Raw genomic sequence first — 26,168 nt, 5'->3', positions numbered from 1 at the left:
ATAAAAAGAATAGATTATGGGAGGTTAAGAGCATGTGTGTTGGATTATCAGCAAAGGTAGTGCGAATAAATGAAGGCATGGCAGTGGTAGATGCTGATGGAGCAAAGAGGGAGGTTTCTGCGGAACTTCTGGATGAACTGGAGCCGGGAGATTATGTAATGGTACATGCAGGAGTTGCAATCGCGAAGATTACGGATGAAGATGAAAGTGAGACAGATCAGCTCATGGAGGATTTATTATAATGGAAGAAAAAAAGAAAACAGCCAGAGAGATCATCGAAGGCTATGATGGTCCTCCGGTGCGGATCATGGAAGTGTGCGGAACCCATACACATGAGATTTTCAGACTTGGAATCCGGAAACTTTTGCCAGAACAGGTGGAACTGATTTCGGGACCGGGGTGTCCGGTTTGTGTAACACAGGTCGGATTCATTGACGAAGCAATTTATCTGGCACTGGAAAGGCAAGTGACGATCTGTACATTTGGTGATCTGGTACGTGTACCGGGAACGAATATGAGTCTTGCCGGGGCAAGAGAAAAGGGTGCGAAAATCCGTATTGTCTATTCTCCAGTAGATGCGAAGGAGTATGCCAAAGAACATCCAAAGGAACAGGTTACATTCCTTTCAGTCGGATTTGAGACCACCACTCCGTCTGCTTGTCTTTCTGTGAAAAAAGCAAGGGAAGAGGGCTTGACGAACTACTCGATTCTGACAGCGAATAAAACGATGCCGCAGGCATATGAAGCATTGAAGGGAAGCGCAGACATTTTCCTGTATCCGGGACATGTTAATGCAATCACCGGGACAAAGTTGTGCGAAGAACTGGCAAAAGAAGGAGTCAGCGGTGTGGTAGCAGGATTTACAGCAAAAGAACTTTTGACAGCGCTGGCAGTGGCACTGGCACGGTTTCAGGAAGGCAGGCCATTTTTTGTAAATTGTTATCCGCGTGTAGTAACAGAGAATGGAAGCCCACAGGCGCAGAAGCTGGTAGAAGAGATGATGGAACCTTGTGATAGTGAATGGAGAGGACTTGGCGTAATCAAAGGTTCAGGAATGAGACTTCAAGAGGAATGGAGCGCATTTGACGCACGGAAGAAATACAAGATTCCGCTGATTCAGGGAAAAGCAAATCCTGCATGCCGGTGCGGAGATGTTCTTCAGGGAAAATGTAAACCTTCTGATTGTAAGGTATTTGGTAAGGTCTGTACACCACAGCATCCGATCGGTGCATGCATGGTGTCAGGAGAAGGTGCATGTTCCGCGTACTATATGTACGGCGAAGCAGAGAAAATGAAATAAAAAGCTGGGAGTGATATATTATGAATAATGGAATAAAAGATCAGACAGTCACCATGGCACACGGTGCCGGAGGACGTCAGACATCAGAGTTAATCGATAACATATTTGCGGCACATTTTGCAAATCCGGATCTGACTGCGGATGATGCGGCTGTGTTAAATCCGCCAGTTGGGAAAATGGCAGTGTCTACCGATGGATTTATCGTATCACCTGCATTTTTTCCAGGAGGAAATATCGGAAAACTGTCTATTTGCGGAACAGTCAATGATCTGGCGTGTATGGGAGCAAAGCCACTGTATCTGACCTGTGCATTTGTCATTGAGGAAGGATTTCCAATGGACAAACTGGAAGAAATTGCGTCAGCAATGGAAAAAACCGCCAAAGAAGCAGGTGTTCACATCGTGTCCGGTGATACAAAGGTAGCCGGAAAAGGGCAGGTGGACGGAGTATTTATCACAACAACAGGAATGGGACAGATTGAAGATGGAGTTAAAGTCGGCGGCGAGCTTGCGAAACCCGGTGATGCGGTTATTGTAACAGGAGATATCGGACGCCATGGCTGTACAATCCTGCTTGAGAGAGAAGATTTGGGAATTGAGGCCGATATCAAGAGTGATTGTGCACCCCTTTGGAAGACGGTGGAAGCAGTGATGAACAGGACACACGATCTGCATGTTATTCGTGATGCGACACGTGGCGGCGTGGGAACTGTATTATATGAAATTGCGAAGCAGAGCCAGGTAGGCGTACAGCTTGACAGCGCCAATATTCCGGTTCAGCCGGAAGTAAGGGGTGTCTGTGGCATGTTGGGACTGGAACCATTGTATCTTGCATGTGAAGGAACTATGGTTATCATTGCACCGAAGGAAGAAGCACAGAAGATTGTGGAGACATTGCATCAGTGCCCATATTCAGAAAATGCTGCCATTATTGGTGAAATTACAGAAGAACAACCGGGAAAAGTTGTAATGATGACGGAGATTGGAACCCAGGCATTATTGCCACAGCCAGGCGGAGAATTATTGCCGAGAATCTGCTAAGATCAGATTACTTAGAAATAAGAGCAGGGAGAGAAAGTATGGAAACAAGAGTAGCAGTGATTTCTATTATTGTAGAAAACCCGGAGGCGACGGAGCAGTTGAATCAATATCTGCATGAGTCTGGAAAATATATTATTGGAAGAATGGGAATCCCGTACCGTCAAAAAGGAATCCATATTATCAGTATTGCGATTGATGCGCCGCAGGATGTGATCAGTGCGCTTTCTGGAAAAATAGGGCGTCTTAAGGGAGTGTCGGCAAAGACTGCTTACTCCAATGTCATCACCAAACCGGAGGAATTATCATGTTAAAAATTGCAGTTTATGGCAAAGGCGGTATCGGAAAATCTACGACAGTATCCAATATGGCGGTCGCACTGGCTGAAAAAGGATTATTAGTTATGCAGATTGGCTGTGACCCAAAGGCAGATTCTACGATTGCCTTGCGCGATGGAGAACCTATGCCGGCAGTATTGGATATCTATAATGAGAAAAAAGGCAATGTGACTTTGAAAGAGATTACAAGAATCGGATACAAAGGAGTTGTCTGTGTGGAGTCAGGAGGACCGACCCCGGGACTTGGCTGTGCAGGACGCGGAATTATCACTGCACTGGAGAAACTAAAAGAGACCGGAGCATATGAAGTCTACAAACCGGACGTAGTCCTTTACGATGTACTTGGCGATGTAGTGTGTGGCGGATTTTCCATGCCTATGCGGAGTGGGTATGCAGACTATGTATTTGTTGTAACTTCGGGAGAAAATATGTCCATTCATGCCGGAGCGAACATTGCAATGGCACTGGAACGCTTCCAGAATCGCGGATATGCAAAACTTGGCGGATTTATTCTGAACCGGAGAAATGTGCCAAGAGAAGAAGAAAAAGTGCAGGAACTGGCAGAAGATTTCCATAGTAGTACTATTGGGTACCTCTCCAGAAGCGAGCTTGTAATGGCGGCTGAAGAGCAGAAAAAAACGTTGATGGAGTGTTATCCTGACAGTGAGATGGCAGATGAATACCGTGCTCTGAGTGAGGCGGTTCTGGCGATATGTAAGAACTAAGCTGCCGGGGCATTTTTGAACAAAATGTGAAATGTAGTGGGAAAGAATTTAGAGAGGGAATTTATGTTAAAACGAGTAGGACAGACGGAAATGGAGAAAAACCATGTAACCCCGGAAGGAGCCATAATCAGAATAAAAGATGCGTCCTATCCGGCACCATTTCATCCGGGATTGGAGTTTAACTCTCCGGTTCATGGAAACTGGAATATTGTACACACCGGAATGTTGATGCCGGAGACCATTCAGATATATGTCTGTGCAGATAACTGTATGCGTGGTGTTGTATTGACGGCGGCCGAGATGAATGCGGCAGATCGTTTTTCATACGTGATCATCGAAGAAGACGATCTGTTGAACGGAAATCTGGAGGATATCACAATTGAAGGTGTCACAGATGTATTAAAGAAACTGGAACGAAAACCAAAAGCAGTGCTCTTATTTACCGTGTGCCTCCACCATTTTCTTGGCTGTGATCTTAAGATGGTCTATGAGGAACTTGACAGGCGTTTCCCGGAAATTGCATTTGTACGCTGCTATATGGATCCAATCATGCAAAAAACTGGTCTGACACCAGATCAGAAACTACGAAAAGCAATGTATGACCCATTAAAAGTACAAAAAGCAGATCCACATATCGTCACGTTGCTTGGACATAATTTCCCATTGGACGAAACTTCTGACATCAAACGATTCCTAAAAAAATGTGGCTTTGAACTCAGAGAGATTACGACTTGTGATACATGGGACAAGTATGAGAAACTTGGTGAAGCAAATATATTTCTTTCTATCTATCCGACAGCAAAATACGGGGCGCAGACGCTGTCAAAAAGACTGGGACGAGAACACATTTACATGCCGGCAAGTTTTAACTATGAAGAGATAAAGCAGCAGATGGAAAGACTGGCAGAGATACTGGAAAAGACACTGGTATCTAAGATAATTCAGACGTCTGAAGAACAGATAGAGACATTAAATGTGTTGATAGATGCACAAAAAGATTTCTATTACGAAAAAGAGATTGAAGCTTGCGAAGAAACTATTAAAAAAGTAAGAGAAGTTGTTGGAGACACACCAATCGTCATCGACTATCTCATGCATCCGAGACCGCTTGGACTGGCAAAATATCTTTTAGAACATGGATTTTGTGTGGAAGCTGTTTATCTGGATGGTGTAAGCCCGGAGGAAGAACAGGAATTTTACTGGCTTAGCAAACATGCGCCAAAACTGGAGCTTCGCGCGACCATTCAGCCAAAGATGCGCGTGCTTCCAAGAAATCATGAAGGAAAAATGCTGGCACTGGGACAAAAAGCAGCATGGTTCACCCAGAGCCCATATTTTGTGAATGTAGTTGAAGGCGCAGGGTGGTATGGATTTGATGGAATCCGGAAAATGGCAGAACTTATGATCCGGGCTTACAAAGAAGAAAAAGAAGTGGAGGATCTGGTTGTGCGAAAAGGATGGGGGTGCGAAAGCTGCATATGAGACAGACATACAAAATTATACCAATTTACACGGCGGATGTGTCGGGTGTCTGTTCTGCACTTTATGAACTGGGCGGTATGACAGTGATGCATGATCCGTCCGGCTGTAATTCTACTTATAATACACATGATGAGATCCGCTGGTATGACCAGGACAGCCTGATCTACATCTCGGGACTTACTGAAATCGATGCGATTATGGGAAATGATGAAAAGTTCCTGAATGATATCATGGATGCAGCACGGGAATTAAAACCGAGGTTTATTGCACTTGCCGGATCGCCGATTCCATATATGAACGGAACAGATTTTCCGGCACTGGCAGAAGTGCTGGAACAGGAACTTGGGATTCCTACATTTTCTGTACCGACCAATGGTATGCACGATTATGTATATGGTGCAGGACTAGCTCTGGAGCAGATTGCAAGGCAGTTTGTGCCTGCAAAGGCAGTTTGCGAAGAGAAAAATATACAGCCACATACGGTTAATCTTCTTGGTGTCACGCCGCTTGATTTTGGAGCATATAGCCGTGCCGGATATATGAAAAAAAATCTGGAAAAATGTGGCTGGAAGGTGTTATCAACCTGGGCGATGGGAGATGATCTTGAAGTATTGAGCCATGCACTGGAAGCAGAAGTAAATCTTGTTGTATCTTCCGTGGGATTGCGCACCGCAAAATATCTGGAAAAAGAATATAAAATGCCATATGTAGTTGGGACGCCAGTAGGAACATTTACAGAAGAAATCGTACAGGCATTGGAGAAGAAAGAACGATACCCATATAAAAGATTACGTGAAGAAAATTCGGATAAGGAGCAGCCTGGAAGCGGCAAAAACGATAAAGAAGTTATGCTGATCGGTGAACCGGTCACGACAGAGTCACTGGCTTTGGCTATTGAACAGAAATATGGAATACCAGTTCATGTATTATGCCCGTTACAGGAGACGGAAGATTTATTGTTTCGAACAAGCCGGCAGGTTCTTGGAGAGGAAGACATGGAAGAAGCTTTAAAAGATGCAGATATCATAGCAGCAGATCCAATGTACCGTCCGATCTGTCCGAAAAAATGTGAGTTCTACGAACTTCCACATCTGGCATTTTCCGGAAGAATTTACAAGAAAAAGCTGGAAAAAATCGAAGATTTCTGGAAGTATTAAAATCAATGATAACTGCAGTGCATTTTATGAGCCATCTTATGTGATCGCAAGAGCATATCAGAACGGTGGGTTTTAAATGAAGGTATGTAAAAAGGAGGGAGCGTATGTCGAATATTACCGTCTGGACTAAACAGCATGAAAATGTGTTAAAAGAGTTGGAGACGACCGGTCGTTATATTGCGAAGCGGGAGTATATCAGGATGGATTTGAAAGAACAGGCTCCGGTCGTGCTGGAAGCTTATGACTGGCTGGTAAAGCACGGACCGGACAGAGCGAATAAACCGGCAGACGTGGAGTATCCGGTATGGGTGTCATTTACCAACGAAGGAACAATGATGAACAGTGAAAATACAGTAATTTTAGAGTTGTCACTGGATCCTGCAATCATTACATCAGTTAATATCGCAAAGTGGGGACATATTTTAAATTACGGATATATTCCGAAAGACGAAAATGACTTAAGACGCCACAGACAACTTCTGGATGATTATGGAATCAGTGATGTAAAAGCAGTTATTTCCCAGTTCTATCCACAGATTAAGCGGGAGATACAAAATAGCTGGGAGCGGCTGTTTGATGATACAATCCTTATGGGAAGCGATGCGAAATATGGAAATGTATGGGAGTTGAGAAGAGAATGGCTGACAGATGTAATACGATAAGACTGTATTCTTTTCAGACTGATGTTGTATATCAGGTATTGAAACGGGACGGCGTATGTTATTCAAAAGAAGAGTATGTACGAAAAAAATATAAGGAGTCTGCGAAGGTATTTATAAATGCATATGGCTGGTTTGTAAAGGAGGCGCAGCATATAGTTCCAAAACCAGAAGGAGCCGAGTATCCATACTGGGCATTCACAGATCTTTATAATGTGGATCAGACAGGAGATGGACATGTGCTGACGTTAGACGTGCCAATAGGAGAAGCAATCTTGTTTGACATGTTCGACTGGACGAAGATTATGCAGATGCATTATATCGGTGAAAATGAATCAGAAGAATCTGCATTTTCCGAAGAATTGAAGAACATGGGAATGAGTGAATTTCAGATTATGACCAGTAATTTTTATCCGGAGCAGAAAGCGAGAATTCAGGAAAGCTGGAAACGTCTGTTTGGTCATCAGCAAGCAATCGAGGCGGGGGATAACAGTGGTGTTCACAGTGTGCAGGCAGGACTGTGGTGCATCAAAGATGAGTGGATTGTAAAAGAATAATCATTGTGAGCTTTCCAAAAATATACTATAATTACAAAAAAATCGCATAATTTGACAATTTGTGACATATCATCTATTTTATGTAAGCAATTACTTGATGGATAAGTATAACAAAGATATTATAGCAATAAATGATGTTGGGGCGGATCCCAAGGTCTTTCATCCACTTATGAGCAAGCTCATGTGGATGAAAGACCTTTTGCCCCTGGCATCTTTTAAATAAAGGTATGTAAAAAGGAGGGAGCGTATGTCGAATATTACTGTCTGGACCAAACAGCATGAAAATGTGTTAAAAGAGTTGGAGACGTCTGGTCGTTACATTGCGAAACAGGAGTATATCAGGATGGATTTGAAAGAACAGGATCCGGTCGTGCTGGAAGCTTATGACTGGCTGGTAAAGCACGGACCGGACAGGGCGAATAAACCGGCAGACGTGGAGTATCTGGTATGGGTGTGCGATCCGACTTTTACATCGGGCAGACGCTCAAGTGGCTCTGGGGCATGCAAAATCGGTGCGGCTGGCGCTCCAGGTAACTGGACAGGAATGCTATGGCAGGAGTGGTACTTTTTTCGACGCTTCCCAGGAGGGAGGCGTTGCTGAGAGTATCCGGACAGAAGTGCTTAATTTAAGCAAAGCACCGGGAGATTTCTGGGTGCTTTAGATGGCAGAGGACGGATATACCGTTGAAAAGTTCGTTTACCGGGAAGGTGATTACACCGTCTGGTACACATTAGAGCCAAAATCATATACGGTCTACTATGAAGACTATATGGCTGGCAAAGAAGAATAAGACAGATGAGTAGAATAACATGTTAATTGTATTAGAAAGTATTTTATGGGTGATCCGGTTTTTTTTCGGAGCCTGTATCTTTAGTTTTTTGAATGTGGTGATTGACCGCTTGCCAAGAGCAGAAAGTGTGGTAAACGGAAGAAGTCATTGTACGAATTGTGGCAGAGTATTACATGCGTGGGAACTGATCCCGTGTGTCAGCTACATATTCCTGCGCGGACGATGTGCAGGTTGTAAAAGCCGCATTCCGGGAAGAGATTTCTTCGTGGAAGTGATTGGCGGCGCAGCATTTATCGGCTGTGGAATTCGTTATGGCTGTGGCAGTCTTGGATTGTTATCAATGCGTGGTACAGTCATGTTGATTTATTTTGGAATACTACTTGTGGTAGCCCTTATTGATTGGGATACCCAGATTATTTATGATAGATTTCATATTTTTATATTGATATTAGCAATTGCAAATATATGGCTTGTTCCGGAGCACGGGCTTATAGACAGGTTGATCGGAGCGCTGATCATCTCTGTTCCGATGCTGCTTCTGGCACTTGCAATCCCGGGAGCATTTGGCGGCGGAGATATCAAGTTAATGGCGGTCTCCGGAGCATTTCTTGGGACAGGACCGGTAGTGTGCGCCATGTTTTTCGGGCTGCTGACAGGAGGCGCTTACGGAGCATTTATGCTAAAGAGCAAGAAATTAGGAAAAAAAGATGTATTTGCATTCGGACCATTTCTTGCATTCGGACTGGCGCTGGCGGCATTATATGGAGATCAGATCGTTACATGGTATCTGCATTTTTTATAAAGAGAGTAACGAACAGTTACTAAAGAGATAAAAATCAGGTATAGATAAACAAGAAGCCGTATCTTCAGCGAGCGCGGGATGCATACACTGAATATGGATCTTTCCAGATTGATGCAACAGGGATATATTACAAGAGAAGAAGCAATGAAATTTACTAATAATAAAGCGGAGTTAACACAGTATATGTAAGTAAAACAAAAAACACGCTATTATGTACAGGACCGTCACAAGAGGTGATAGGTCCTTTTTTCATATAATAGGAAATTGCACATTCTTTGTTCTTCAAAAAAGAATTGAGATATTAGTAATGCTTCCGGCACCAACGCTCAAGTAGATTGATGAGCGAATAGAGAAGTGTTGCCATGAGACAGAGAAGAAGGATACTCATAAGAAGCCAATCCATCTTAAAGACCTGGCTCGCGTAGATGATCAGATATCCAAGCCCTTCTCTGGCAGCCAGAAATTCACCGATGATCACGCCTACGAGGCAGAGTCCGATGTTGACTTTCATGTTACTGATGATTGCCGGAAGAGAAAAAGGAAGTACGACTTTTAGAAGCGCGTGCCTCCGATTTCCACCCAGTGTATAGATGAGTTTCAGTTTTCCTGGATCGACGGTCATAAAACTGGTGTATAAGTTCAGAATGCTTCCAAAGATTGCTACAGACATTCCGGCGACGATAATTGTTGTTTTTGTTGCTCCAAGCCAGACAATAAGAAGTGGTGCAAGTGCAGACTTCGGAAGACTGTTCAGTACTACCAGGTAAGGATCCAGGATCTCTGATAACCGTCTGCTGAACCAAAGAAGAATGGTAACCAGAATGCTGGTGGCAGTGACGAGCAGGAAGCTTAAGATTGTCTCATATAGTGTAACATTGGTGTGCAGAAAAATGCTTTTATCCAGCACCATGCCCCAGAAACATAGTGCAATCTTTGACGGGCTGCTAAAGATGAAGGAGTCGATGATACCTACATTTGCAGTGAATTCCCAAAGAAAGAGAAAACTGAAAAGAATCAGAATCCGGGAGATACCGACAATGCATTTGTGCTTCTTTTGCTGTTTCAGATAGTTGATCTGATTTTCAGAAAGTTCATTTAAAAATTCAGTCATCTGTATTCAGCTCCTTCCATATTAAGTTGAAGTAATGTTTGAATTCCGGGGAGTTTCGGCGGTTCAAAGGAGTATCCTGTTCTAAATCAAAAATGAGTGGAACAGTCTGACGTATATTAGCCGGGCGTCCGGAAAGGACAATGATCCGGTCGGCAAGGGAGATGGCTTCTGACAGGTCGTGTGTTACAAGAACGGCTGATTTTCCTTCCTGCCGGATGATCTGACCAATATCGTCCCCGACATTTAAGCGGGTCTGATAGTCCAATGCGGAAAATGGTTCATCCAACAGTAGGAGATCTGGATCCAGAACGAGCGTACGGATCAGGGCGGCCCGCTGGCGCATGCCGCCGGAAAGTTCCGAGGGCCTTGCATTTTCAAACTGTTTCAGCCCATAGATGTCTAAAAGATTATGTGCCTTTTCCCTGGTCCTTGCAGTCAGCATATGCTGAATTTCCAGTCCTAAAATAACATTATTGTAAATGGTCCGCCATTCGAAAAGTTCATCATGTTGTAACATATAGCCTACATTTGTAGTGCTTTCGTGAAGGTATTTCCCATTGATTTTAATGAAGCCTTTTTCCGGTATGAGAAGTCCGGCAATAATAGAAAGAAGCGTTGACTTTCCGCAACCCGAAGGTCCGACGATGGCAACGAATTCTCCTTTATTCAGGATAAAGGAGATGCCATTTATGGCAGGAGTTTCTCCGTCCGGATTGTGGTAAGCATAGTGAATATTCTTAAGTTCCAGTACTTGATCCATGGAAACCTCCGCAAATGATAATCCTATATCTTATCATATGTATCTTGAAAGAAAATGTGTGGTCAGTTTTATATCAAACGAAAAATGTGTTTTTCCGTGGTCATAAAATGGTTCATAAATATGGATTTTCCCTTGTCATCTTGTTATGAAAAAGTTATAATTGCATGTGAGTACGCAAGATAGGGACGATGAGTATGAATTATCAAAAAGAATTAGACAAGTTATTGGATACGCTGACAAAAGAAGGGCGTGTTCCAAGGCTTCTGTTACACAGTTGCTGTGCTCCATGCAGCAGTTATGTGTTAGAGTATCTGAGCAATTATTTTGAAATCACAGTGTTCTACTATAATCCGAATATTTATCCGGAGACAGAGTATACGAAGCGGATTCTGGAACAACAGAAACTGATCGATGATATGAATTTCAAATATCCGGTCAGCTTTGTAGCGGGAGAATATGAGAAAGAGAAATTTTACGAGATGGCCAGGGGACTTGAGGAGGTCAAAGAAGGCGGCTCCCGGTGTATGAAATGTTATGAGCTGCGTCTCAGAGAGACTGCAGAGATTGCAAAAGCAGGAGAATATGACTATTTTACAACCACGCTTAGCATCAGTCCACTGAAGAATGCAGCAAAGCTCAATGAAATCGGGCAGCGTCTGGCAAAAGAATATGGTGTGGAATATTTGATTTCAGATTTTAAGAAGAAAAATGGTTACAAGCGTTCCACAGAACTGTCAAAAATTTATGGTTTGTACAGACAGGATTACTGTGGTTGTGAATTTTCTCAGAGACAACGAAAGTAAGACACTGTTGACTTTAGATAAAAATATGGTACACTTTTATACAGTACAGTATTAAATGACGGAAAGGAAGAGATTATGGCACAATTATGGGGAGGCCGTTTCACAAAAGAGACTGACCAGTTAGTATATAAGTTCAATGCATCTATCTCATTTGACCAGAGATTTTATGAGCAGGATATCAAAGGAAGTATGGCACATGTTACCATGCTTGCAAAGCAGGGAATCCTGACCGATGCAGAAAAAGAGACTATTATTACAGGACTTCAGGGGATTCTTGATGATGTGAAATCAGGAAAACTTGAGATTACTGATAAATATGAAGATATTCATAGTTTTGTTGAGGCAAACCTGATTGACCGTGTGGGAGATGCGGGTAAGAAGCTTCATACAGGACGAAGCAGAAATGATCAGGTTGCACTGGATATGAAGCTTTATATCCGTGATGAAGTGCAGGAGACAGATACATTGATTAAGGAGATGTTAGAGGCGATTCTTGGAATTATGGAGAATAACCTTGAGACATATATGCCGGGATTCACACATTTACAGAAAGCACAGCCAATCACACTGGCTCACCACATGGGCGCGTATTTTGAGATGTTCAAAAGGGATCATGAGCGTATGAAAGACATTTATGCAAGAATGAATACATGTCCGCTTGGATCCGGAGCCCTTGCAGGAACGACTTACCCATTAGATCGTGCCTATACAGCAAAGCTTCTTGGATTTGACGGACCAACTATGAACAGTATGGATGGTGTTTCTGACAGAGATTATCTGATTGAGTATTTGTCAGCGCTTTCCATGATTATGATGCATCTGAGCCGTTTCTCAGAGGAAGTGATCATCTGGAATTCTAATGAATATAAGTTTGTTGAGATTGATGATGCTTACAGTACCGGAAGCAGTATTATGCCGCAGAAGAAGAATCCGGATATCGCAGAGCTTGTAAGAGGTAAGACTGGACGTGTCTATGCTGCACTGACCGGACTTCTTGTTACAATGAAAGGAATTCCGCTTGCATACAACAAAGATATGCAGGAAGATAAAGAACTTCCATTTGATGCAATCGATACAACAAAAGGATGCTTACAGTTATTTGCAGGCATGCTTCGTACGATGACATTTAAGAATGACCGCATGGAAGAGAGTGCAAAGCACGGATTTACAAATGCGACAGATGCAGCAGATTATCTTGTGAATCACGGAGTTCCGTTCAGAGACGCACACGGAATCGTAGGACAGCTTGTGTTACTTTGTCTGGATAAGAAGATTCCGTTGGATGATCTTCCACTTGAGGAGTATAAGAAGATTTCACCTGTATTCGAGGAAGATATCTATGAAGCAATCAGTTTAAAGACATGTGTAGAGAAACGTAATACAACTGGTGCACCGGGTGTGAAACCGATGCAGGAAGCAGTGGATAGTTATAAAAAATACATGGAAGAGTATTAGAAGGGAGACATATGAGATGGATCAGAAATTAAGAGTCGGAATATTAGGAGCAACAGGAATGGTTGGACAGCGCTTTATTGCACTTCTGGAGAACCACCCATGGTTCGAGGTTGTAACAGTTGCAGCCAGCCCGAGATCAGCAGGCAAGACATATGAAGAAGCAATCGGAGACCGCTGGAAAATGGATACACCGATGCCGGAAGGAGTTAAGAAACTGATCGTTGCGAATGTTAATGAAGTCGAGAAAGTAGCTTCTTCTGTAGACTTTGTATTTAGTGCAGTTGATATGACAAAAGACGAGATTCGCGCAATCGAGGAAGCGTATGCGAAGACAGAGACACCGGTTGTCTCCAATAACAGTGCACACCGCTGGACAAAAGATGTTCCGATGGTAGTGCCGGAGATTAACTCAGACCACTTTGAACTGATCAATGATCAGAGAAAACGTCTTGGAACAACACGCGGATTCATTGCAGTAAAACCAAACTGCTCTATTCAGAGTTACACACCTTGCCTTGCGGCATGGAAAGAGTTCGGACCAAAAGAAGTTGTTGCTACAACATATCAGGCAATTTCCGGAGCAGGTAAAACATTCAAAGAGTGGCCGGAGATGGTAGAGAATATTATTCCATACATCGGTGGAGAGGAAGAAAAGAGCGAGCAGGAGCCGCTTCGTGTTCTTGGAACATATGAGAACGGACAGATCACACTTGCAGATGCTCCGAAGATTACATGCCAGTGTCTGCGTGTGCCGGTTCTGAACGGACATACAGCCGCAGTATTTATCAACTTTGAGAAGAAACCTACAAAAGAGCAGCTTATTGAGAAACTGGAAAGCTTCAAAGGATTTCCGCAGGAGGCAGGACTTCCAAGTGCACCAAAGCAGTTTGTCCGCTACATGGAAGAGGATAACCGTCCACAGGTAAGATTAGACGTAGACTATGAGAACGGAATGGGTGTATCCATCGGACGTCTCAGAGAAGATTCTATGTTCGACTTTAAGTTCGTAGGACTTTCACACAATACAGTCCGTGGAGCAGCAGGCGGAGCTGTGCTTTGTGCAGAAGCTCTGACAGCAAAAGGCTATATTCAGGCAAAATAATTATAAAAACAGAAATGCAGCCAGTTATATAAAACAGAAACTGGCTGTATTTGTTTCTGAAAAATTATAAATATATTATAGAAAGCAGATATGAAAAAGGGGGACGAGGCTGATGAGTAAAGAGTTATTGAATTATACCCAGAACAGGGAGTTATCTTGGCTTAAGTTCAATCAAAGGGTACTGGAAGAGGCACAGGACGAGTCGGTGCCGCTTCTTGAAAGGATGAAATTCGTTGCAATTTTCACCAGCAATCTGGATGAATTCTTTATGATTCGTGTTGGAAGTCTTTATGATATGGTGCACACAGATGCCAAGGCAAAAGACAGCCGGTCCGGCATGACAGCGCAGGAGCAGATCCATGCAATCCTGACAGAAGTTGCACCTTTATATAAAGAGCGCGATAAGACTTATGCTGAGATTAAGAAAGAACTGCATCCATATGGTGTTTGTGGGCTTGATTATAAAGAGTTGGAGCCTCAGGAAAAGAAATATGTAAAGCATTATTTTAAAAATCAGATATTACCAATTCTTTCACCTCAGATCGTGGATGCGAATCATCCATTTCCGCATCTTTTGAATAAAGAATTGTATGTAACGGCAAGTTTGAAGATGGATAACAAAAGTATGATGGGAATTGTTCCGGTGCCACAGTTCGTGTCGGACATTTTGTGCCTTCCGGGACATGATATCCGATACATTCGTATGGAAAAGGTCATCCTGGAGCATCTGAACCTGGTATTTCCGAAGTACGAAGTGTCGGAAGCGAATTATATCTGTGTAACGAGAAATGCTGATGTGTCTCCGGATGACGAGGCTTTGGAAGTGACGGATGACTTCCGGTATCTTATGCAGCAGACTATTCACAAACGCCGCCGTATGGCGGTAGTCAGACTGGAGACTGCAAATAAACTGTCTGAAGAGACACAGAAATATTTCTGTGAGAAGTTTGAGATTGAGCCGAATCAGATTTTTCGAACAAAGATGCCGATGAAATTAGATTACATTTTTGGTATCAGTGGGAATTTACCGGAAGCTATGAAACGCTCTCTGACTTATACGCCATTTTCGCCACAGAACAGTGGACATGTGGCAGCAGGTAATGTGATGCGCCAGATAAAGAAAAAAGATATCCTGTTATTCTATCCGTATGAGAGTATGGATCCGTTTTTGCGCCTTATAAAAGAAGCGTCGGTGAATCCGGATGTTATGACGATCAAGATTACGATTTATCGTCTGGCAAAGAAAGCAAGGCTGGTAGAATATCTGTGTGCGGCAGCAGAAAACGGAAAAGAAGTAACGGTTCTGATCGAACTGCGTGCAAGATTTGATGAGCAGAATAATATTGACTGGTCTGAGCGCCTGGAAGAAGCAGGGTGCCGTGTGATCTATGGATTTGACGGTTATAAGGTGCATTCAAAGATCTGTCTTATTACTTATAGAAGCCGCGGAGAAATCCAGTATATTACACAGATTGGAACTGGTAATTACAATGAAAAAACAGCGGCAATGTATACAGATCTGTCGCTTATGACAGCAAATCCGGCAATAGGGAAAGATGCGGCAGAATTCTTTAAAAATATGTCAATTGGTAATCTGGCAGGACAATATGATTATTTGATCGTATCACCGACCAGCCTGAAGCAGAAGATTCTTTATCTGATGGATGAGGAAATCAAAAAAGGTTCTAATGGGCGGATCATTATGAAAATGAATTCTGTTACGGATGTAGATTTTATACAGAAAGTATCAGAAGCATCACGCTCAGGAGTGAAAGTGGATCTGATCGTGCGGGGAATCTGTTGTATTTTGCCGGGCGTAACTGGCTATACGGACAATGTCCGTGTGATGAGTGTTGTTGGAAGATATTTGGAGCATCCGCGTATTTTCAGTTTTGGAAGTGGAAATGATCAGAAGATTTATATTGGATCAGCAGACATGATGACACGTAATACTGAGAAGCGTGTAGAAGTAGCTGCCCCAATACTGGATCAGGATATCCGCAGGCAGATCAATCACTATTTGAAAGTGATGTTAAGTGATAATGTAAAAGCAAGAGTTCTTGGAAGTGACGGAAAATACAGGCGTAAAGAGCAGAAAGAACCGTATATTGATTCACAGAATGTCTTTATGCAAGAGGCATTGCAGGCAAAACCGCCACAGGAATTACCGGAGAAAATTGGTTTATTGAAGAGAATCGGACGGATATTCAGCAGGTAAAAAATTAATTTGCCAGTATTCTATGAGGATGATAAGAATTCGGATGTAATTAATAAAAAAGGTAAAGTAAGGAGTTAACGTAATAAATATGGGGAAATCACTATATATAGCTGAGAAACCCAGTGTTGCACAGGAGTTTGCGAAGGCATTGAAGCTGAACACCAGAAGGCAGGACGGGTATCTGGAATCAGAGGATTCCATTGTGACCTGGTGTGTAGGACATCTGGTGACTATGAGTTATCCGGAGGAGTATGATCCTGCCTTGAAAAAATGGAGTCTTCAGACGCTGCCGTTTATACCGACAAGATTCAAATATGAAGTTATACCGTCGGTGGCGAAACAGTATAAGATTGTAGCAGGGCTTTTGAACCGACCGGATGTAGAGACGATCTATGTCTGTACCGATTCAGGACGTGAGGGAGAATATATTTACCGTCTGGTAGAACAACAGGCGCAGGTGCATGGAAAAAATAGACGAAGAGTGTGGATCGATTCCCAGACAGAGGAGGAAATACTGCGAGGAATCCGCGAGGCAAAGGATTTAAGTGAGTATGACAATCTGGCAAGTGCTGCTTATCTGCGAGCCAAGGAAGATTATCTCATGGGAATCAATTTTTCAAGATTATTGACATTAAAATATGGAAATAGCATTTCTAATTATCTTGGAACGGATTACTCAGTTGTTTCTGTAGGGCGTGTAATGACTTGTGTTCTTGGAATGGTGGTAAGAAGAGAACGCGAGATTCGTGAGTTCATCGAGACACCGTTTTATCGTATTCTTGCGACAATTGGAGAACAGGGTCAGACATTTGAAGGAGAATGGCGCGCAGTAAAGGGTTCCAAGTGGTTCGAGTCATTTGATCTATATAAGGAAAATGGATTTAAAGAGCGCGAAAAGGCGCAGCAGGTCATAGATTATCTGACGCAGGAACAACCGGTAATAGGTCAGATTGCGTCCATTGAGAAGAAAAAAGAAAAGAAAAATCCGCCGCTTTTATTTAATCTTGCGGAACTTCAAAATGAATGCTCTAAGAGATTCAAGATCAGTCCGGACGAGACACTTAAGATTGCTCAGGAGCTTTACGAAAAGAAGCTGACAACTTATCCGAGAACAGATGCGCGTGTACTTTCTACTGCAGTAGCAAAAGAGATACATAAGAACCTGAACGGCCTTATGAAGTATGAGCCTGCCGTACCATTTTTACAGGAAATTGTTTCATTTGGAAGTCATAAAGGGCTTGTAAAGACAAGATATGTCAATGACAAGCAGATCACAGACCACTATGCGATTATTCCGACCGGGCAGGGAATGAGTGCGCTAAGTGGACTTTCCTGGACGTCACGGGCGGTCTATGATGTAATCGTAAGACGATTTTTAAGTATATTTTATCCGGCGGCGGTTTATCAGAAGGTTGCCATTACGACAAAGGTAAAAGAAGAGTCTTTCTTTGCAAGCTTTAAAGTACTGGCAGAGCCTGGCTACTTAAAAGTTGTTGGAGTTCCGGGAGAAAAGAAGGGAGAATCTGGCAGTGCTGCAGGAGCAGAAGACAGAAATGTAAGTGGAAGTGTGACTTCCGCAGAAACAGGTGATGGTTTCGGTGATAACAATTCGGGTGACAATGGTGACGGTAACGAAGATATGGCATCTTCCCAGGCATTTTTTGAAAAAATCCAAAGCCTGAAGAAAGGGATGACTCTCCCAATCCAGGGAATGGAGATTAAGGAAGGAAAGACATCTCCACCGAAACGCTATAATTCCGGTTCCCTGATCCTTGCTATGGAAAATGCAGGACAATTGATCGAAGACGAAGAGCTTCGCGCACAGATTAAAGGAAGTGGAATCGGAACCAGTGCGACCAGAGGTGAAATCCTAAAGAAGCTTTTTAACAATAAATATCTGGCACTCAATAAGAAGACACAGATTGTCACACCGACCATGCTTGGAGAAATGATCTATGATGTGGTTGACCATTCTGTACGGTCGCTTTTGAATCCGGAGCTGACAGCAAGCTGGGAGAAGGGGCTGACCTATGTGGCTGACGGAGATATCACCTCTGACGAGTATATGATGAAACTGGACCGCTTTGTGTCCAGCCGCACGGAAGGCGTCAAAGGACTGAATAATCAATATCAGCTCCGAGCTTGTTATGACCGGGTTGCACCGTTTTATAAGAATGAGAAGCAGACGACGAAGTACGCAAAATCCGGGCGTGCAAAGAGTGGAACAAAGACCAGTGCAAAATCGGGTAGTAAGTCTAGTGGAAGAAAGAGTACAAAGACAGCAAATAGATACAATAAAAAAGATTAAAAAAATAATAAGTAAACTGTGAGCAGGAGGAGTTTAGAAATGTTCGAAGAAATGACAGTAGCAAAGATGTATAATCTTAATGAGACAATTGCAAAGGATATCTTTGAAGGAGTGACTTACCCATGGGAAGTACTTCCGAAGATTAGTGATTTCATTGTAAAACTGGGAGAGACACTTCCGGCAGACGAGTATGATAAAGTAGGAGAAAATGTGTGGATTGCAAAATCTGCAAAAGTATTTGAATCAGCATATATCCACGGACCGGCTATCATCGGAAAAGATGCAGAGGTTCGCCACTGCGCATTTATCCGTGGCAATGCAATTGTAGGAGAGGGAGCCGTAGTCGGAAACTCTACAGAACTTAAGAATGTTATACTGTTCAATAAAGTACAGGTTCCACATTACAACTATGTTGGAGATTCCGTACTTGGATACAAAGCACATATGGGAGCAGGATCTATCACTTCCAATGTAAAATCAGACAAGAAACTGGTCGTAGTAAAATCGCCAGAAGGACAGATTGAGACCGGAATCAAGAAATTCGGAGCCATGCTCGGTGATGAAGTAGAAGTTGGCTGCGGAACAGTATTGAATCCGGGAAGTGTAGTCGGAAGCCACAGCAATATCTACCCGCTGTCCAGTGTCAGAGGATTCGTACCTGCAAACAGTATCTACAAAAAGCAGGGTGAAGTAGTAGAGAAATATTAAAAATCCGCATGTATCCAATTATATAAAAACACAGGAGAGGCTGTACACGATTGTACAGCCTCTTTCTGTGTTTTTAGAAATATCCGGCATGCGGAAGGCAGTGCCCCAAAAAACGGAAGAGGTGACAGAAAAAATAAGTTCTCTATATTGACAATACATTTCCCGTATGGTATTGTATAGAAAGACTTTAACGCTTTAAAGCGCAACGGTTTAAAGCAACGAATTCAAACAAAAGACTAGTTATTTGGAGGAATGAGAGATGTCAAAGGAAATATTATGTATTATCTTGCTTGTCGTGTTCTTTGCGATTATGATTTATGTCGGATTTTATTCCAGAAAGCATGCGACAGATGTGAATGGTTTTGTTCTTGGAGGGCGTGGTGTTGGTCCGTGGCTGACGGCTTTTGCATTTGGAACGTCATATTTTTCAGCTGTTATTTTTGTAGGCTATGCGGGACAGTTTGGATGGAATTTTGGCCTTGCCAGTACGTGGGCAGGACTTGGAAATGCATTTATCGGGTCATTGCTTGCATGGAATGTGCTTGGAAGAAGAACCCGTATTATGACACAGCATGTAGATGCTAAGACGATGCCGGATTTCTTTGGTAAGAGATTTGACAGTGTGCCGCTTAAGGTAACGGCATCGGTCATTGTATTCATTTTCCTGATTCCGTACACGGCGTCCTTATACAATGGACTTTCCAGTCTCTTTGGACTTGTGTTTGATATTCCGTACTGGCTTGTTATTTTAATTATGGCGGTACTGACTGGATTCTATGTTATTTTCGGTGGATACATGGCAACGGCGATCAATGATTTTATTCAGGGAATCATTATGCTGTTTGGAATCTGCGCAGTAATCGGAGCAGTACTTGCCGACAATGGAGGATTTCAGGAGGCAACAAAGGCGTTGGCTTCTGTGACAGGCGACGCGGGCTGGCAGGGAGCATACACCGCGTTTCTTGGACCGGATCCGCTGGCGCTTTTATTTGTGGTAATTCTGACTTCCCTTGGAACATGGGGGCTGCCACAGATGGTCGGCAAATTTTATGCCATTAAGAGCGAGAAAGATATACATAAAGGAACAGTTATATCCACAGTGTTTGCCATTATTGTTGCCGGAGGCTGTTATTTCCTTGGAGGATTCGGAAGACTGTATGCAAATAAAGTAACCATCAATACAGCCACTGGAAAACCGCTGTTTGACACCATTGTGCCGACCATGTTATCTACACTTCCGGCACTTGTCATAGCGGTGGTCATTGTGCTTGTATTATCCGCATCTATGTCCACCCTTTCATCACTGGTGCTGACATCAAGTTCTACATTTACACTGGATGTGATCAAGCCTGCATCTAAGAAAGAAATGTCTGAGAAAAAGCAGGTGTTTGTTATGAGAGTGTTTATTGTATTTTTTATTTTTGTATCGGCAGTGATTGCAATCTTTAAAGATGCACATCCGGAAGTAACATTTATCGCACAGATGATGGGAGTTTCCTGGGGCGCTCTTGCAGGATCATTTTTGGCACCGTTCTTATATGGATTATACTGGAAAGGCGTGACAAAAGCTTCTGCATTTGTTTGTTTTATATGGGGCTGTGCAGTAGCAGTGATCCAGCTTGTCATTACACTTGGAGGAGTTGATGTGAGCGGCTGGGGACCGGTACTTGGATACATTTTCAAATCTTCAATCAATTCCGGTGTGATCGCTATGGTCGGTGGACTTATTCTTGTTCCGGTTGTAAGTCTTTTTACAAAGAAACAGGAGAAGAAAGTAATCGATGATCTGTTTGCATGTTATGAAGAGAAAGTTATGACGACAAGAAAAGAAGCTCTTGAGGATGAGTAAAAAATGACAGAAAAATTGAGTCTTGAACTCAAAAAAGCATAAGAATATTAAAAAAAATCAAGGAAAGTGATTAAATATGTCACTTTCCTTTTTTTTATTCCTGTGTTAGTATGAGTGAGTCTTAAAAAAAGACAACTAATTTGATGAAAATTAATTTGGAAGGGTGATAGATATGAATAATTTTGAAAAGTACGAAAAGACTTATTTTATGCCACCGGTCGTCACATATGATTGGGTGAAGAAGACAGAGATTGAAAAACCGCCGGTATGGTGTAGTGTTGACCTGCGAGATGGTAACCAGGCGCTGATCGAGCCAATGAGTCTTGAGGAAAAGTTGGAGTTCTTCCAGATGTTAGTAGATATCGGATTTAAGGAGATTGAGGTTGGATTCCCGGCAGCATCCGATACCGAGTACAAGTTCATGAGAACGCTGATTGAGAAGAATATGATCCCAGATGATGTGACCGTTCAGGTACTGACTCAGGCAAGAGAGCATATTATTAAGAAGACATTTGAAGCTGTTAAGGGCGCGCCTCATGCAGTGATCCATCTGTACAACTCCACATCTGTTGCACAGAGAGAGCAAGTATTCAGAAAAAGTAAAGAGCAGATCAAGAAGATTGCAGTCGATGGAGCAGAATTACTTCTGAAGCTGGCAAATGAGACAGATGGTAACTTTACATTTGAATACAGCCCGGAGAGTTTCTCTGGAACAGAGGTTGATTATGCGGTCGAAGTTTGTAATGCAGTCTTGGACGTATGGAAACCAAGTGCGGACAACAAGGCAATCATCAATATTCCGACAACCGTTGAAAATGCGATTCCACATGTATTTGCGTGCCAGTTAGAGTATGTAGATAAAAATCTGAAATACAGAGATAATGTTGTATTAAGCCTTCATCCACACAATGACCGTGGCTGTGGTGTTGCAACTGCGGAACTTGGAATTCTGGCAGGAGCTGACCGTATCGAAGGTACATTATTTGGAAATGGAGAGCGTACCGGTAATGTAGATATTGTGACATTAGGTTTAAATATGTTCTCTCACGGAGTAGATCCAAAGCTTGATTTTACTGATATGCACCATATTCGCGAAACTTATGAGAGACTGACAAGAATGCATGTCTATGAGCGTCAGCCGTATGCAGGAGATTTGGTATTTACAGCATTTTCAGGATCACATCAGGATGCTATTGCAAAAGGAATGGCGTGGAGAGAAGAGAAGAAGTGCGATACATGGACAGTTCCATATCTGCCGATCGATCCACAGGATGTTGGAAGAAAATACGATTCAGATGTTATCCGCATCAACAGCCAGTCTGGTAAAGGTGGTGTGAACTACATTCTGAAACAGAGCCATGGAATCAATCTTCCAAAAGAGATGCGTGAGGAAGTCGGATATCTTGTGAAAGGTATTTCTGACCGTGCACATAAAGAGCTGACTCCGGAACTTGTATATCAGATTTTCTCTGATAACTACATTAATACGAAACCGGTATTCCATATTGACGAGTGTCATTTCAAACAGGTCAATGGAATTACAGCTGAGGTTACGATCAATCATGAGAAAGAGAGTCAGGTCATCACTGCAACGGGTAATGGACGTTTGGATGCGGTCAGTAATGCAATCAAACAGTATTTCAACGTCAGCTATGAACTGAGCTTTTACGAGGAACATTCTCTGACAAAAGGATCATCCTCCAAGGCTGTTGCATATGTTGGTATAATCTGCCAAGGAAAGACATTTTGGGGTGTTGGAATTGACGCCGATATTATCAAGGCATCCATTGAGGCACTCACAGTTGCAGTTAATAAGCTGGAAGAGATTGGAAATTCCAATACATGTAAAGACGCACGTATGATTGAAATTATGAATTATATTCAGGAGAACTATATTGATATTACATTAGATGACCTTGCTGAGAAGTTCTTCTTGTCTAAACCATACATTTCCAAATACATTAAGGAGAAATCCGGCGTCACATTTGGAGAACTGGTAAAGAAAATCCGTATGAAGAAAGCAAGAGCACTTCTTAAGAGCAGCAATATGACAGTGGAAAATATTGCATTATCTGTCGGATATCAGAATGTGGAGCATTTCAATCGATTGTTCAAAAAGGCATATAATATGACTCCAATTCAATTTAGAAATGAAAAATAAACAGAATTTATAGACCTATAAAAGCGGTTTTGAGCTAATTGCCCAAACCGCTTTTTGATTTTTAACAAAAGTCATAAATAATTAACAAAATTTGTCAAATCCTTAACAAATGTGCCTTGTAGGCGTTGCCATTTTTCGGTAAAAAAGTTATAATAAATTCGGCGAAATTTTGGTATAACCATATTTTAATAAAGAAAATGGAGGGCTAAATTATGGGCAACATGGCAACAGAAAATGCAGCAGGTAATCGCATTGAACAGTTACTTGATGCAGGCAGCTTTGTTGAAATCGGCGGAGCAGTAACAGCCAGAACAACAGATTTCAACATGCAGGAAAAGAAAACTCCGGCAGACGGTGTCATTACCGGTTATGGAGTGATCGATGGTAATCTGGTATATGTGTACAGCCAGGACGCTTCAGTATTGAAGGGATCAATTGGTGAGATGCATGCCAGAAAGATCGCGAACATTTATGATATGGCAATGAAGATGGGGGCTCCTGTTATTGGACTTGTAGATTGTGCAGGTCTCAGACTTCAGGAGGCAACAGACGCACTTGAGGCATTTGGAACATTATATTTAAAACAATCACTTGCATCAGGAGTAATTCCACAGATTACAGCAATTTTCGGAACCTGTGGCGGAGGCTTGTCCTTAGTACCAGCTCTTACAGATTTTACATTTATGGAAGAAAAGAATGCGAAGTTATTCGTAAATTCTCCGAATGCGATTCCAGGAAATACAGTAGATAAATGTGATACATCTTCTGCAAAATTCCAAAGTGAAAAGACAGGTCTTGTAGATGGTGTCGGAACAGAAGAAGAGATTCTTTCAGAGATTCGTACATTAGTAAGCATTTTACCATGTAATAATGAGGAAGATGCATCATACACAGAATGTTCAGATGATCTGAATCGTGTATGTTCAGAGATTGAAAATGCAACAGAAGATACAGCAATAGCCCTTGCTGAAATCGCAGATGATCATGTATTCTTTGAGACTCAGAAGAATCATGCGAAAGACATGGTAACAGGCTTTATTCGTTTGAATGGTATGACAGTTGGTGCTGTTGCAAACAGATCTAAAGTTTATGATGAGAATGCAGAAGTTGTAGAAGAGTTTGATGGAGCACTTTCTGCAAGAGGCGCAAGAAAAGCAGCCAGATTCGTAGAGTTCTGTGATGCATTTAATATTCCGGTTCTTACACTGACGAATGTATCAGGATTTGCGGCAACTATGTGTGCAGAAAGAAGCCTTGCAAAGGCAGCAGCAAAATTAACTTATGCATTTGCAAATGCAACTGTACCGAAAGTTAACGTTGTAATCGGAAAAGCATTTGGAAGTGCTTATGTGACAATGAACAGTAAATCTCTTGGTGCTGATATGGTCTATGCATGGCCGACAGCAGAAATCGGAATGATGGAAGCAGATCTTGCAGCAAAAATTATGTATGCAGATGCTGATGCTGAGACAATCAACGAGAAAGCAAAAGAATATGCCAAGCTTCAGTCCAGTCCGGTTTCCGCAGCAAGAAGAGGTTATGTAGATACAATTATCCAGCCTGCTGACACTAGAAAATATGTCATCGGAGCATTTGAGATGTTATTTACAAAAAGAGAAGAAAGCCCGATGAAAAAGCATGGAACAGTTTAGAGAGGTGAGGCAAAGTGAAGAAAAAGATTAGCTTATTGCTCTGCCTGATGATGACCGCAATCGTATGCCTGACAGGATGTGGTAAGACACAGACTACTTTGGAATATGATGAGGCAATGATCGAGCAGGAGACAGAGTTTCTGATAAACTACTGCCAGAATGTAGACAGTGATACACTGGCACAGTGGAACGACCAGAACGAATTCAGCAAAGAGTATCAGTTCATGATGTCTGGATTGAAGTTCACACCGGACAGCTTTGATGGTGCAGTTGACAGCTGGCAGGCAGGAATCAAAGAATGCGGTGAGTATGTCGGACATGGAGATTATACATTTGAAGCGAAAGATGATGAGCTGACAGTATCTGTACCGGCACAGTTCAAAGATCGTGATGCTACGATTGAATTTGTGTTTGATAAAGATTTATACCTTGAAAGTATGACAGTCAGTGCGAAGTTCTCACTTGGAGAGATTATGGAAAAGGCAGGCTTAAATACACTGCTTGGAATGGGAACTGTATTTGCAGTACTGATCTTCATTTCATTCCTGATTTCTTTGTTTAAATACATTCCGGCAATCCAGAATGCATTTGGCAAGAAAAAAGATGAGAAGAAAGAAGAAACGAAAGCGGCTGTAAGTGAGACAGTCGAAGAAGTGGATGAAACTGATGATCTGGAATTGATCGCTGTTATTTCAGCAGCAATTGCAGCAGCAGAAGAGACAACGACAGATGGATTTGTTGTCCGCAGCATTAAGCGCCGTCCGTCAAATAAATGGAATTCATAGTGAGTAATTAGGAGGATATCAGAATGAAAAATTATACAATTACAGTGAATGGTAATGTTTATGATGTAACAGTAGAAGAGACAGGAGCAGGCGCAGCACCTGCACCAGCAGCACCGAAAGCAGCACCAAAAGCAGCTCCAAAGGCAGCACCGAAAGCGGCAGCAGGAGCAGCCGGATCTATTGAAGTAAAAGCAGGAGCAGCCGGAAAAGTATTCAAACTTGACACTACTGTAGGTCAGGCAGTGAAGAAGGGGGATGCTGTTCTTACAATCGAGGCAATGAAGATGGAAATCCCAGTTGTAGCACCGGAAGATGGAACTGTAGCAAGCATCAACGTAGCTGTTGGTGATGCAATCGAATCCGGAGCAGTATTAGCAACATTGAAATAATACTGCCGACACATATACG

Annotated in this window: 25 protein-coding genes; 23 read left to right on the top strand and 2 right to left on the bottom strand. The window is 42.5% G+C overall.

From position 1 onward, the window contains the following. Window positions 1-32 precede the first annotated feature (32 nt). From LI149_RS01420 to LI149_RS01370, 12 genes are all read left to right on the top strand, one after another. On the top strand, window positions 33-242 hold the full coding sequence (locus LI149_RS01420) for a HypC/HybG/HupF family hydrogenase formation chaperone (RefSeq protein ID WP_005336157.1): 210 nt from the start codon (window positions 33-35) through the stop codon (window positions 240-242). Next, entirely contained in the window at window positions 242-1,300 is a 1,059-nt protein-coding gene (gene hypD / locus LI149_RS01415) for a hydrogenase formation protein HypD (RefSeq protein ID WP_173786061.1), read from the top strand. The genes LI149_RS01420 and hypD overlap by 1 nt, the downstream gene beginning before the upstream one ends. 20 nt (window positions 1,301-1,320) lie before the next feature. Then, the gene (gene hypE / locus LI149_RS01410) at window positions 1,321-2,340 is read left to right on the top strand and encodes a hydrogenase expression/formation protein HypE (protein ID WP_117656993.1); all 1,020 of its coding nucleotides are present in this window, start codon (window positions 1,321-1,323) and stop codon (window positions 2,338-2,340) included. 38 nt (window positions 2,341-2,378) lie between these two features. After that, a complete protein-coding gene (locus LI149_RS01405) occupies window positions 2,379-2,651 on the top strand; it encodes a TM1266 family iron-only hydrogenase system putative regulator (RefSeq protein ID WP_005332971.1) in 273 nt (90 codons plus the stop codon). Further along, window positions 2,645-3,400: a nitrogenase iron protein NifH gene (locus LI149_RS01400; RefSeq protein ID WP_173786059.1), complete on the top strand. Its 756-nt coding sequence runs from the start codon at window positions 2,645-2,647 to the stop codon at window positions 3,398-3,400. Before LI149_RS01405 ends, LI149_RS01400 begins: the two co-directional genes overlap by 7 nt. Window positions 3,401-3,463: 63 nt before the next feature. Continuing rightward, window positions 3,464-4,882 (top strand): nitrogenase component 1, encoded by a 1,419-nt coding sequence (locus LI149_RS01395; protein WP_173786058.1) that lies wholly within the window; start codon window positions 3,464-3,466, stop codon window positions 4,880-4,882. Then, window positions 4,879-6,039, top strand: a complete 1,161-nt coding sequence (locus LI149_RS01390) for a nitrogenase component 1 (RefSeq protein WP_005332965.1) — start codon at window positions 4,879-4,881, stop codon at window positions 6,037-6,039. The genes LI149_RS01395 and LI149_RS01390 overlap by 4 nt, the downstream gene beginning before the upstream one ends. A gap of 104 nt (window positions 6,040-6,143) precedes the next feature. Next, on the top strand, window positions 6,144-6,701 hold the full coding sequence (locus LI149_RS01385; protein WP_173786057.1) for a DUF3841 domain-containing protein: 558 nt from the start codon (window positions 6,144-6,146) through the stop codon (window positions 6,699-6,701). After that, window positions 6,677-7,255 carry a DUF3841 domain-containing protein gene (locus LI149_RS01380; protein WP_118397087.1) on the top strand — a complete coding sequence of 193 codons (579 nt, stop codon included), beginning with the start codon at window positions 6,677-6,679 and terminating at the stop codon, window positions 7,253-7,255. The genes LI149_RS01385 and LI149_RS01380 overlap by 25 nt, the downstream gene beginning before the upstream one ends. A gap of 247 nt (window positions 7,256-7,502) precedes the next feature. Further along, window positions 7,503-7,856 carry a DUF3841 domain-containing protein gene (locus LI149_RS01375; protein WP_227142898.1) on the top strand — a complete coding sequence of 118 codons (354 nt, stop codon included), beginning with the start codon at window positions 7,503-7,505 and terminating at the stop codon, window positions 7,854-7,856. 61 nt (window positions 7,857-7,917) lie between these two features. Continuing rightward, window positions 7,918-8,046, top strand: a complete 129-nt coding sequence (locus LI149_RS15405; RefSeq protein WP_255647409.1) for a hypothetical protein — start codon at window positions 7,918-7,920, stop codon at window positions 8,044-8,046. 19 nt (window positions 8,047-8,065) lie between these two features. Then, window positions 8,066-8,848, top strand: a complete 783-nt coding sequence (locus LI149_RS01370) for an A24 family peptidase (protein ID WP_173786056.1) — start codon at window positions 8,066-8,068, stop codon at window positions 8,846-8,848. 301 nt (window positions 8,849-9,149) lie between these two features. Here the strand turns inward: LI149_RS01370 and LI149_RS01365 are convergent, their stop codons facing one another. Next, complete coding sequence (locus tag LI149_RS01365; protein WP_118000284.1) at window positions 9,150-9,959, bottom strand: ABC transporter permease; 810 nt, start codon at window positions 9,957-9,959, stop codon at window positions 9,150-9,152. Continuing rightward, window positions 9,952-10,719: an ABC transporter ATP-binding protein gene (locus LI149_RS01360; RefSeq protein ID WP_005332946.1), complete on the bottom strand. Its 768-nt coding sequence runs from the start codon at window positions 10,717-10,719 to the stop codon at window positions 9,952-9,954. Before LI149_RS01360 ends, LI149_RS01365 begins: the two co-directional genes overlap by 8 nt. 194 nt (window positions 10,720-10,913) lie before the next feature. On the opposite strand from LI149_RS01360, the gene LI149_RS01355 reads away from it, so the two are divergent. The 11 genes from LI149_RS01355 (at window position 10,914) to LI149_RS01305 (ending at window position 26,149) form a co-directional block, all read left to right on the top strand. Then, a complete protein-coding gene (locus LI149_RS01355; RefSeq protein WP_040015463.1) occupies window positions 10,914-11,522 on the top strand; it encodes an epoxyqueuosine reductase QueH in 609 nt (202 codons plus the stop codon). Window positions 11,523-11,597: 75 nt separating this feature from the next. Next, a complete protein-coding gene (argH, locus tag LI149_RS01350; RefSeq protein ID WP_005332943.1) occupies window positions 11,598-12,977 on the top strand; it encodes an argininosuccinate lyase in 1,380 nt (459 codons plus the stop codon). Window positions 12,978-12,993: 16 nt separating this feature from the next. Next, complete coding sequence (gene asd, locus LI149_RS01345) at window positions 12,994-14,079, top strand: aspartate-semialdehyde dehydrogenase (protein ID WP_005332942.1); 1,086 nt, start codon at window positions 12,994-12,996, stop codon at window positions 14,077-14,079. 112 nt (window positions 14,080-14,191) lie between these two features. Then, window positions 14,192-16,297 carry a polyphosphate kinase 1 gene (gene ppk1 / locus LI149_RS01340; RefSeq protein WP_227142897.1) on the top strand — a complete coding sequence of 702 codons (2,106 nt, stop codon included), beginning with the start codon at window positions 14,192-14,194 and terminating at the stop codon, window positions 16,295-16,297. Between the two features lie 88 nt (window positions 16,298-16,385). Next, complete coding sequence (locus LI149_RS01335) at window positions 16,386-18,605, top strand: DNA topoisomerase (protein ID WP_227142896.1); 2,220 nt, start codon at window positions 16,386-16,388, stop codon at window positions 18,603-18,605. Between the two features lie 39 nt (window positions 18,606-18,644). Further along, window positions 18,645-19,313: a UDP-N-acetylglucosamine pyrophosphorylase gene (locus tag LI149_RS01330; protein ID WP_005332919.1), complete on the top strand. Its 669-nt coding sequence runs from the start codon at window positions 18,645-18,647 to the stop codon at window positions 19,311-19,313. A 259-nt stretch (window positions 19,314-19,572) separates the two neighbouring features. Then, window positions 19,573-21,162 (top strand): sodium:solute symporter, encoded by a 1,590-nt coding sequence (locus tag LI149_RS01325; protein WP_173785851.1) that lies wholly within the window; start codon window positions 19,573-19,575, stop codon window positions 21,160-21,162. A 172-nt stretch (window positions 21,163-21,334) separates the two neighbouring features. Continuing rightward, window positions 21,335-23,323 carry a 2-isopropylmalate synthase gene (locus LI149_RS01320; protein WP_005336221.1) on the top strand — a complete coding sequence of 663 codons (1,989 nt, stop codon included), beginning with the start codon at window positions 21,335-21,337 and terminating at the stop codon, window positions 23,321-23,323. A gap of 212 nt (window positions 23,324-23,535) precedes the next feature. After that, on the top strand, window positions 23,536-24,975 hold the full coding sequence (locus LI149_RS01315; protein ID WP_227142895.1) for an acyl-CoA carboxylase subunit beta: 1,440 nt from the start codon (window positions 23,536-23,538) through the stop codon (window positions 24,973-24,975). A gap of 14 nt (window positions 24,976-24,989) precedes the next feature. Further along, the gene (locus LI149_RS01310; RefSeq protein WP_227078394.1) at window positions 24,990-25,760 is read left to right on the top strand and encodes an OadG family transporter subunit; all 771 of its coding nucleotides are present in this window, start codon (window positions 24,990-24,992) and stop codon (window positions 25,758-25,760) included. A gap of 23 nt (window positions 25,761-25,783) precedes the next feature. After that, window positions 25,784-26,149: a biotin/lipoyl-containing protein gene (locus tag LI149_RS01305; RefSeq protein WP_005332914.1), complete on the top strand. Its 366-nt coding sequence runs from the start codon at window positions 25,784-25,786 to the stop codon at window positions 26,147-26,149. The last annotated feature ends 19 nt before the right edge of the window (window positions 26,150-26,168 follow it).

The sequence above is a fragment of the Dorea sp. 210702-DFI.3.17 genome (assembly GCF_020560825.1).
Lineage (GTDB): Bacteria > Bacillota > Clostridia > Lachnospirales > Lachnospiraceae > Dorea > Dorea formicigenerans.
This window is presented reverse-complemented; position numbering and strand designations above follow the sequence as displayed.

Bases quoted from the DNA above. Each gene is read 5' to 3' on its own strand.
- LI149_RS01305 (WP_005332914.1), top strand. From the start codon at position 25,784: ATGAAAAATTATACAATTACAGTGAATGGTAATGTTTATGATGTAACA.
- asd (WP_005332942.1), top strand. From the start codon at position 12,994: ATGGATCAGAAATTAAGAGTCGGAATATTAGGAGCAACAGGAATGGTT.
- hypD (WP_173786061.1), top strand. From the start codon at position 242: ATGGAAGAAAAAAAGAAAACAGCCAGAGAGATCATCGAAGGCTATGAT.
- LI149_RS01385 (WP_173786057.1), top strand. From the start codon at position 6,144: ATGTCGAATATTACCGTCTGGACTAAACAGCATGAAAATGTGTTAAAA.
- LI149_RS01325 (WP_173785851.1), top strand. From the start codon at position 19,573: ATGTCAAAGGAAATATTATGTATTATCTTGCTTGTCGTGTTCTTTGCG.
- LI149_RS01405 (WP_005332971.1), top strand. From the start codon at position 2,379: ATGGAAACAAGAGTAGCAGTGATTTCTATTATTGTAGAAAACCCGGAG.
- LI149_RS01315 (WP_227142895.1), top strand. From the start codon at position 23,536: ATGGGCAACATGGCAACAGAAAATGCAGCAGGTAATCGCATTGAACAG.
- LI149_RS01420 (WP_005336157.1), top strand. From the start codon at position 33: ATGTGTGTTGGATTATCAGCAAAGGTAGTGCGAATAAATGAAGGCATG.
- LI149_RS01360 (WP_005332946.1), bottom strand. From the start codon at position 10,719: ATGGATCAAGTACTGGAACTTAAGAATATTCACTATGCTTACCACAAT.
- LI149_RS01370 (WP_173786056.1), top strand. From the start codon at position 8,066: ATGTTAATTGTATTAGAAAGTATTTTATGGGTGATCCGGTTTTTTTTC.
- LI149_RS01375 (WP_227142898.1), top strand. From the start codon at position 7,503: ATGTCGAATATTACTGTCTGGACCAAACAGCATGAAAATGTGTTAAAA.
- LI149_RS01330 (WP_005332919.1), top strand. From the start codon at position 18,645: ATGTTCGAAGAAATGACAGTAGCAAAGATGTATAATCTTAATGAGACA.
- LI149_RS01320 (WP_005336221.1), top strand. From the start codon at position 21,335: ATGAATAATTTTGAAAAGTACGAAAAGACTTATTTTATGCCACCGGTC.
- LI149_RS15405 (WP_255647409.1), top strand. From the start codon at position 7,918: ATGGCAGAGGACGGATATACCGTTGAAAAGTTCGTTTACCGGGAAGGT.
- LI149_RS01400 (WP_173786059.1), top strand. From the start codon at position 2,645: ATGTTAAAAATTGCAGTTTATGGCAAAGGCGGTATCGGAAAATCTACG.
- ppk1 (WP_227142897.1), top strand. From the start codon at position 14,192: ATGAGTAAAGAGTTATTGAATTATACCCAGAACAGGGAGTTATCTTGG.
- argH (WP_005332943.1), top strand. From the start codon at position 11,598: ATGGCACAATTATGGGGAGGCCGTTTCACAAAAGAGACTGACCAGTTA.
- LI149_RS01355 (WP_040015463.1), top strand. From the start codon at position 10,914: ATGAATTATCAAAAAGAATTAGACAAGTTATTGGATACGCTGACAAAA.
- LI149_RS01380 (WP_118397087.1), top strand. From the start codon at position 6,677: ATGGCTGACAGATGTAATACGATAAGACTGTATTCTTTTCAGACTGAT.
- hypE (WP_117656993.1), top strand. From the start codon at position 1,321: ATGAATAATGGAATAAAAGATCAGACAGTCACCATGGCACACGGTGCC.
- LI149_RS01390 (WP_005332965.1), top strand. From the start codon at position 4,879: ATGAGACAGACATACAAAATTATACCAATTTACACGGCGGATGTGTCG.
- LI149_RS01335 (WP_227142896.1), top strand. From the start codon at position 16,386: ATGGGGAAATCACTATATATAGCTGAGAAACCCAGTGTTGCACAGGAG.
- LI149_RS01365 (WP_118000284.1), bottom strand. From the start codon at position 9,959: ATGACTGAATTTTTAAATGAACTTTCTGAAAATCAGATCAACTATCTG.
- LI149_RS01395 (WP_173786058.1), top strand. From the start codon at position 3,464: ATGTTAAAACGAGTAGGACAGACGGAAATGGAGAAAAACCATGTAACC.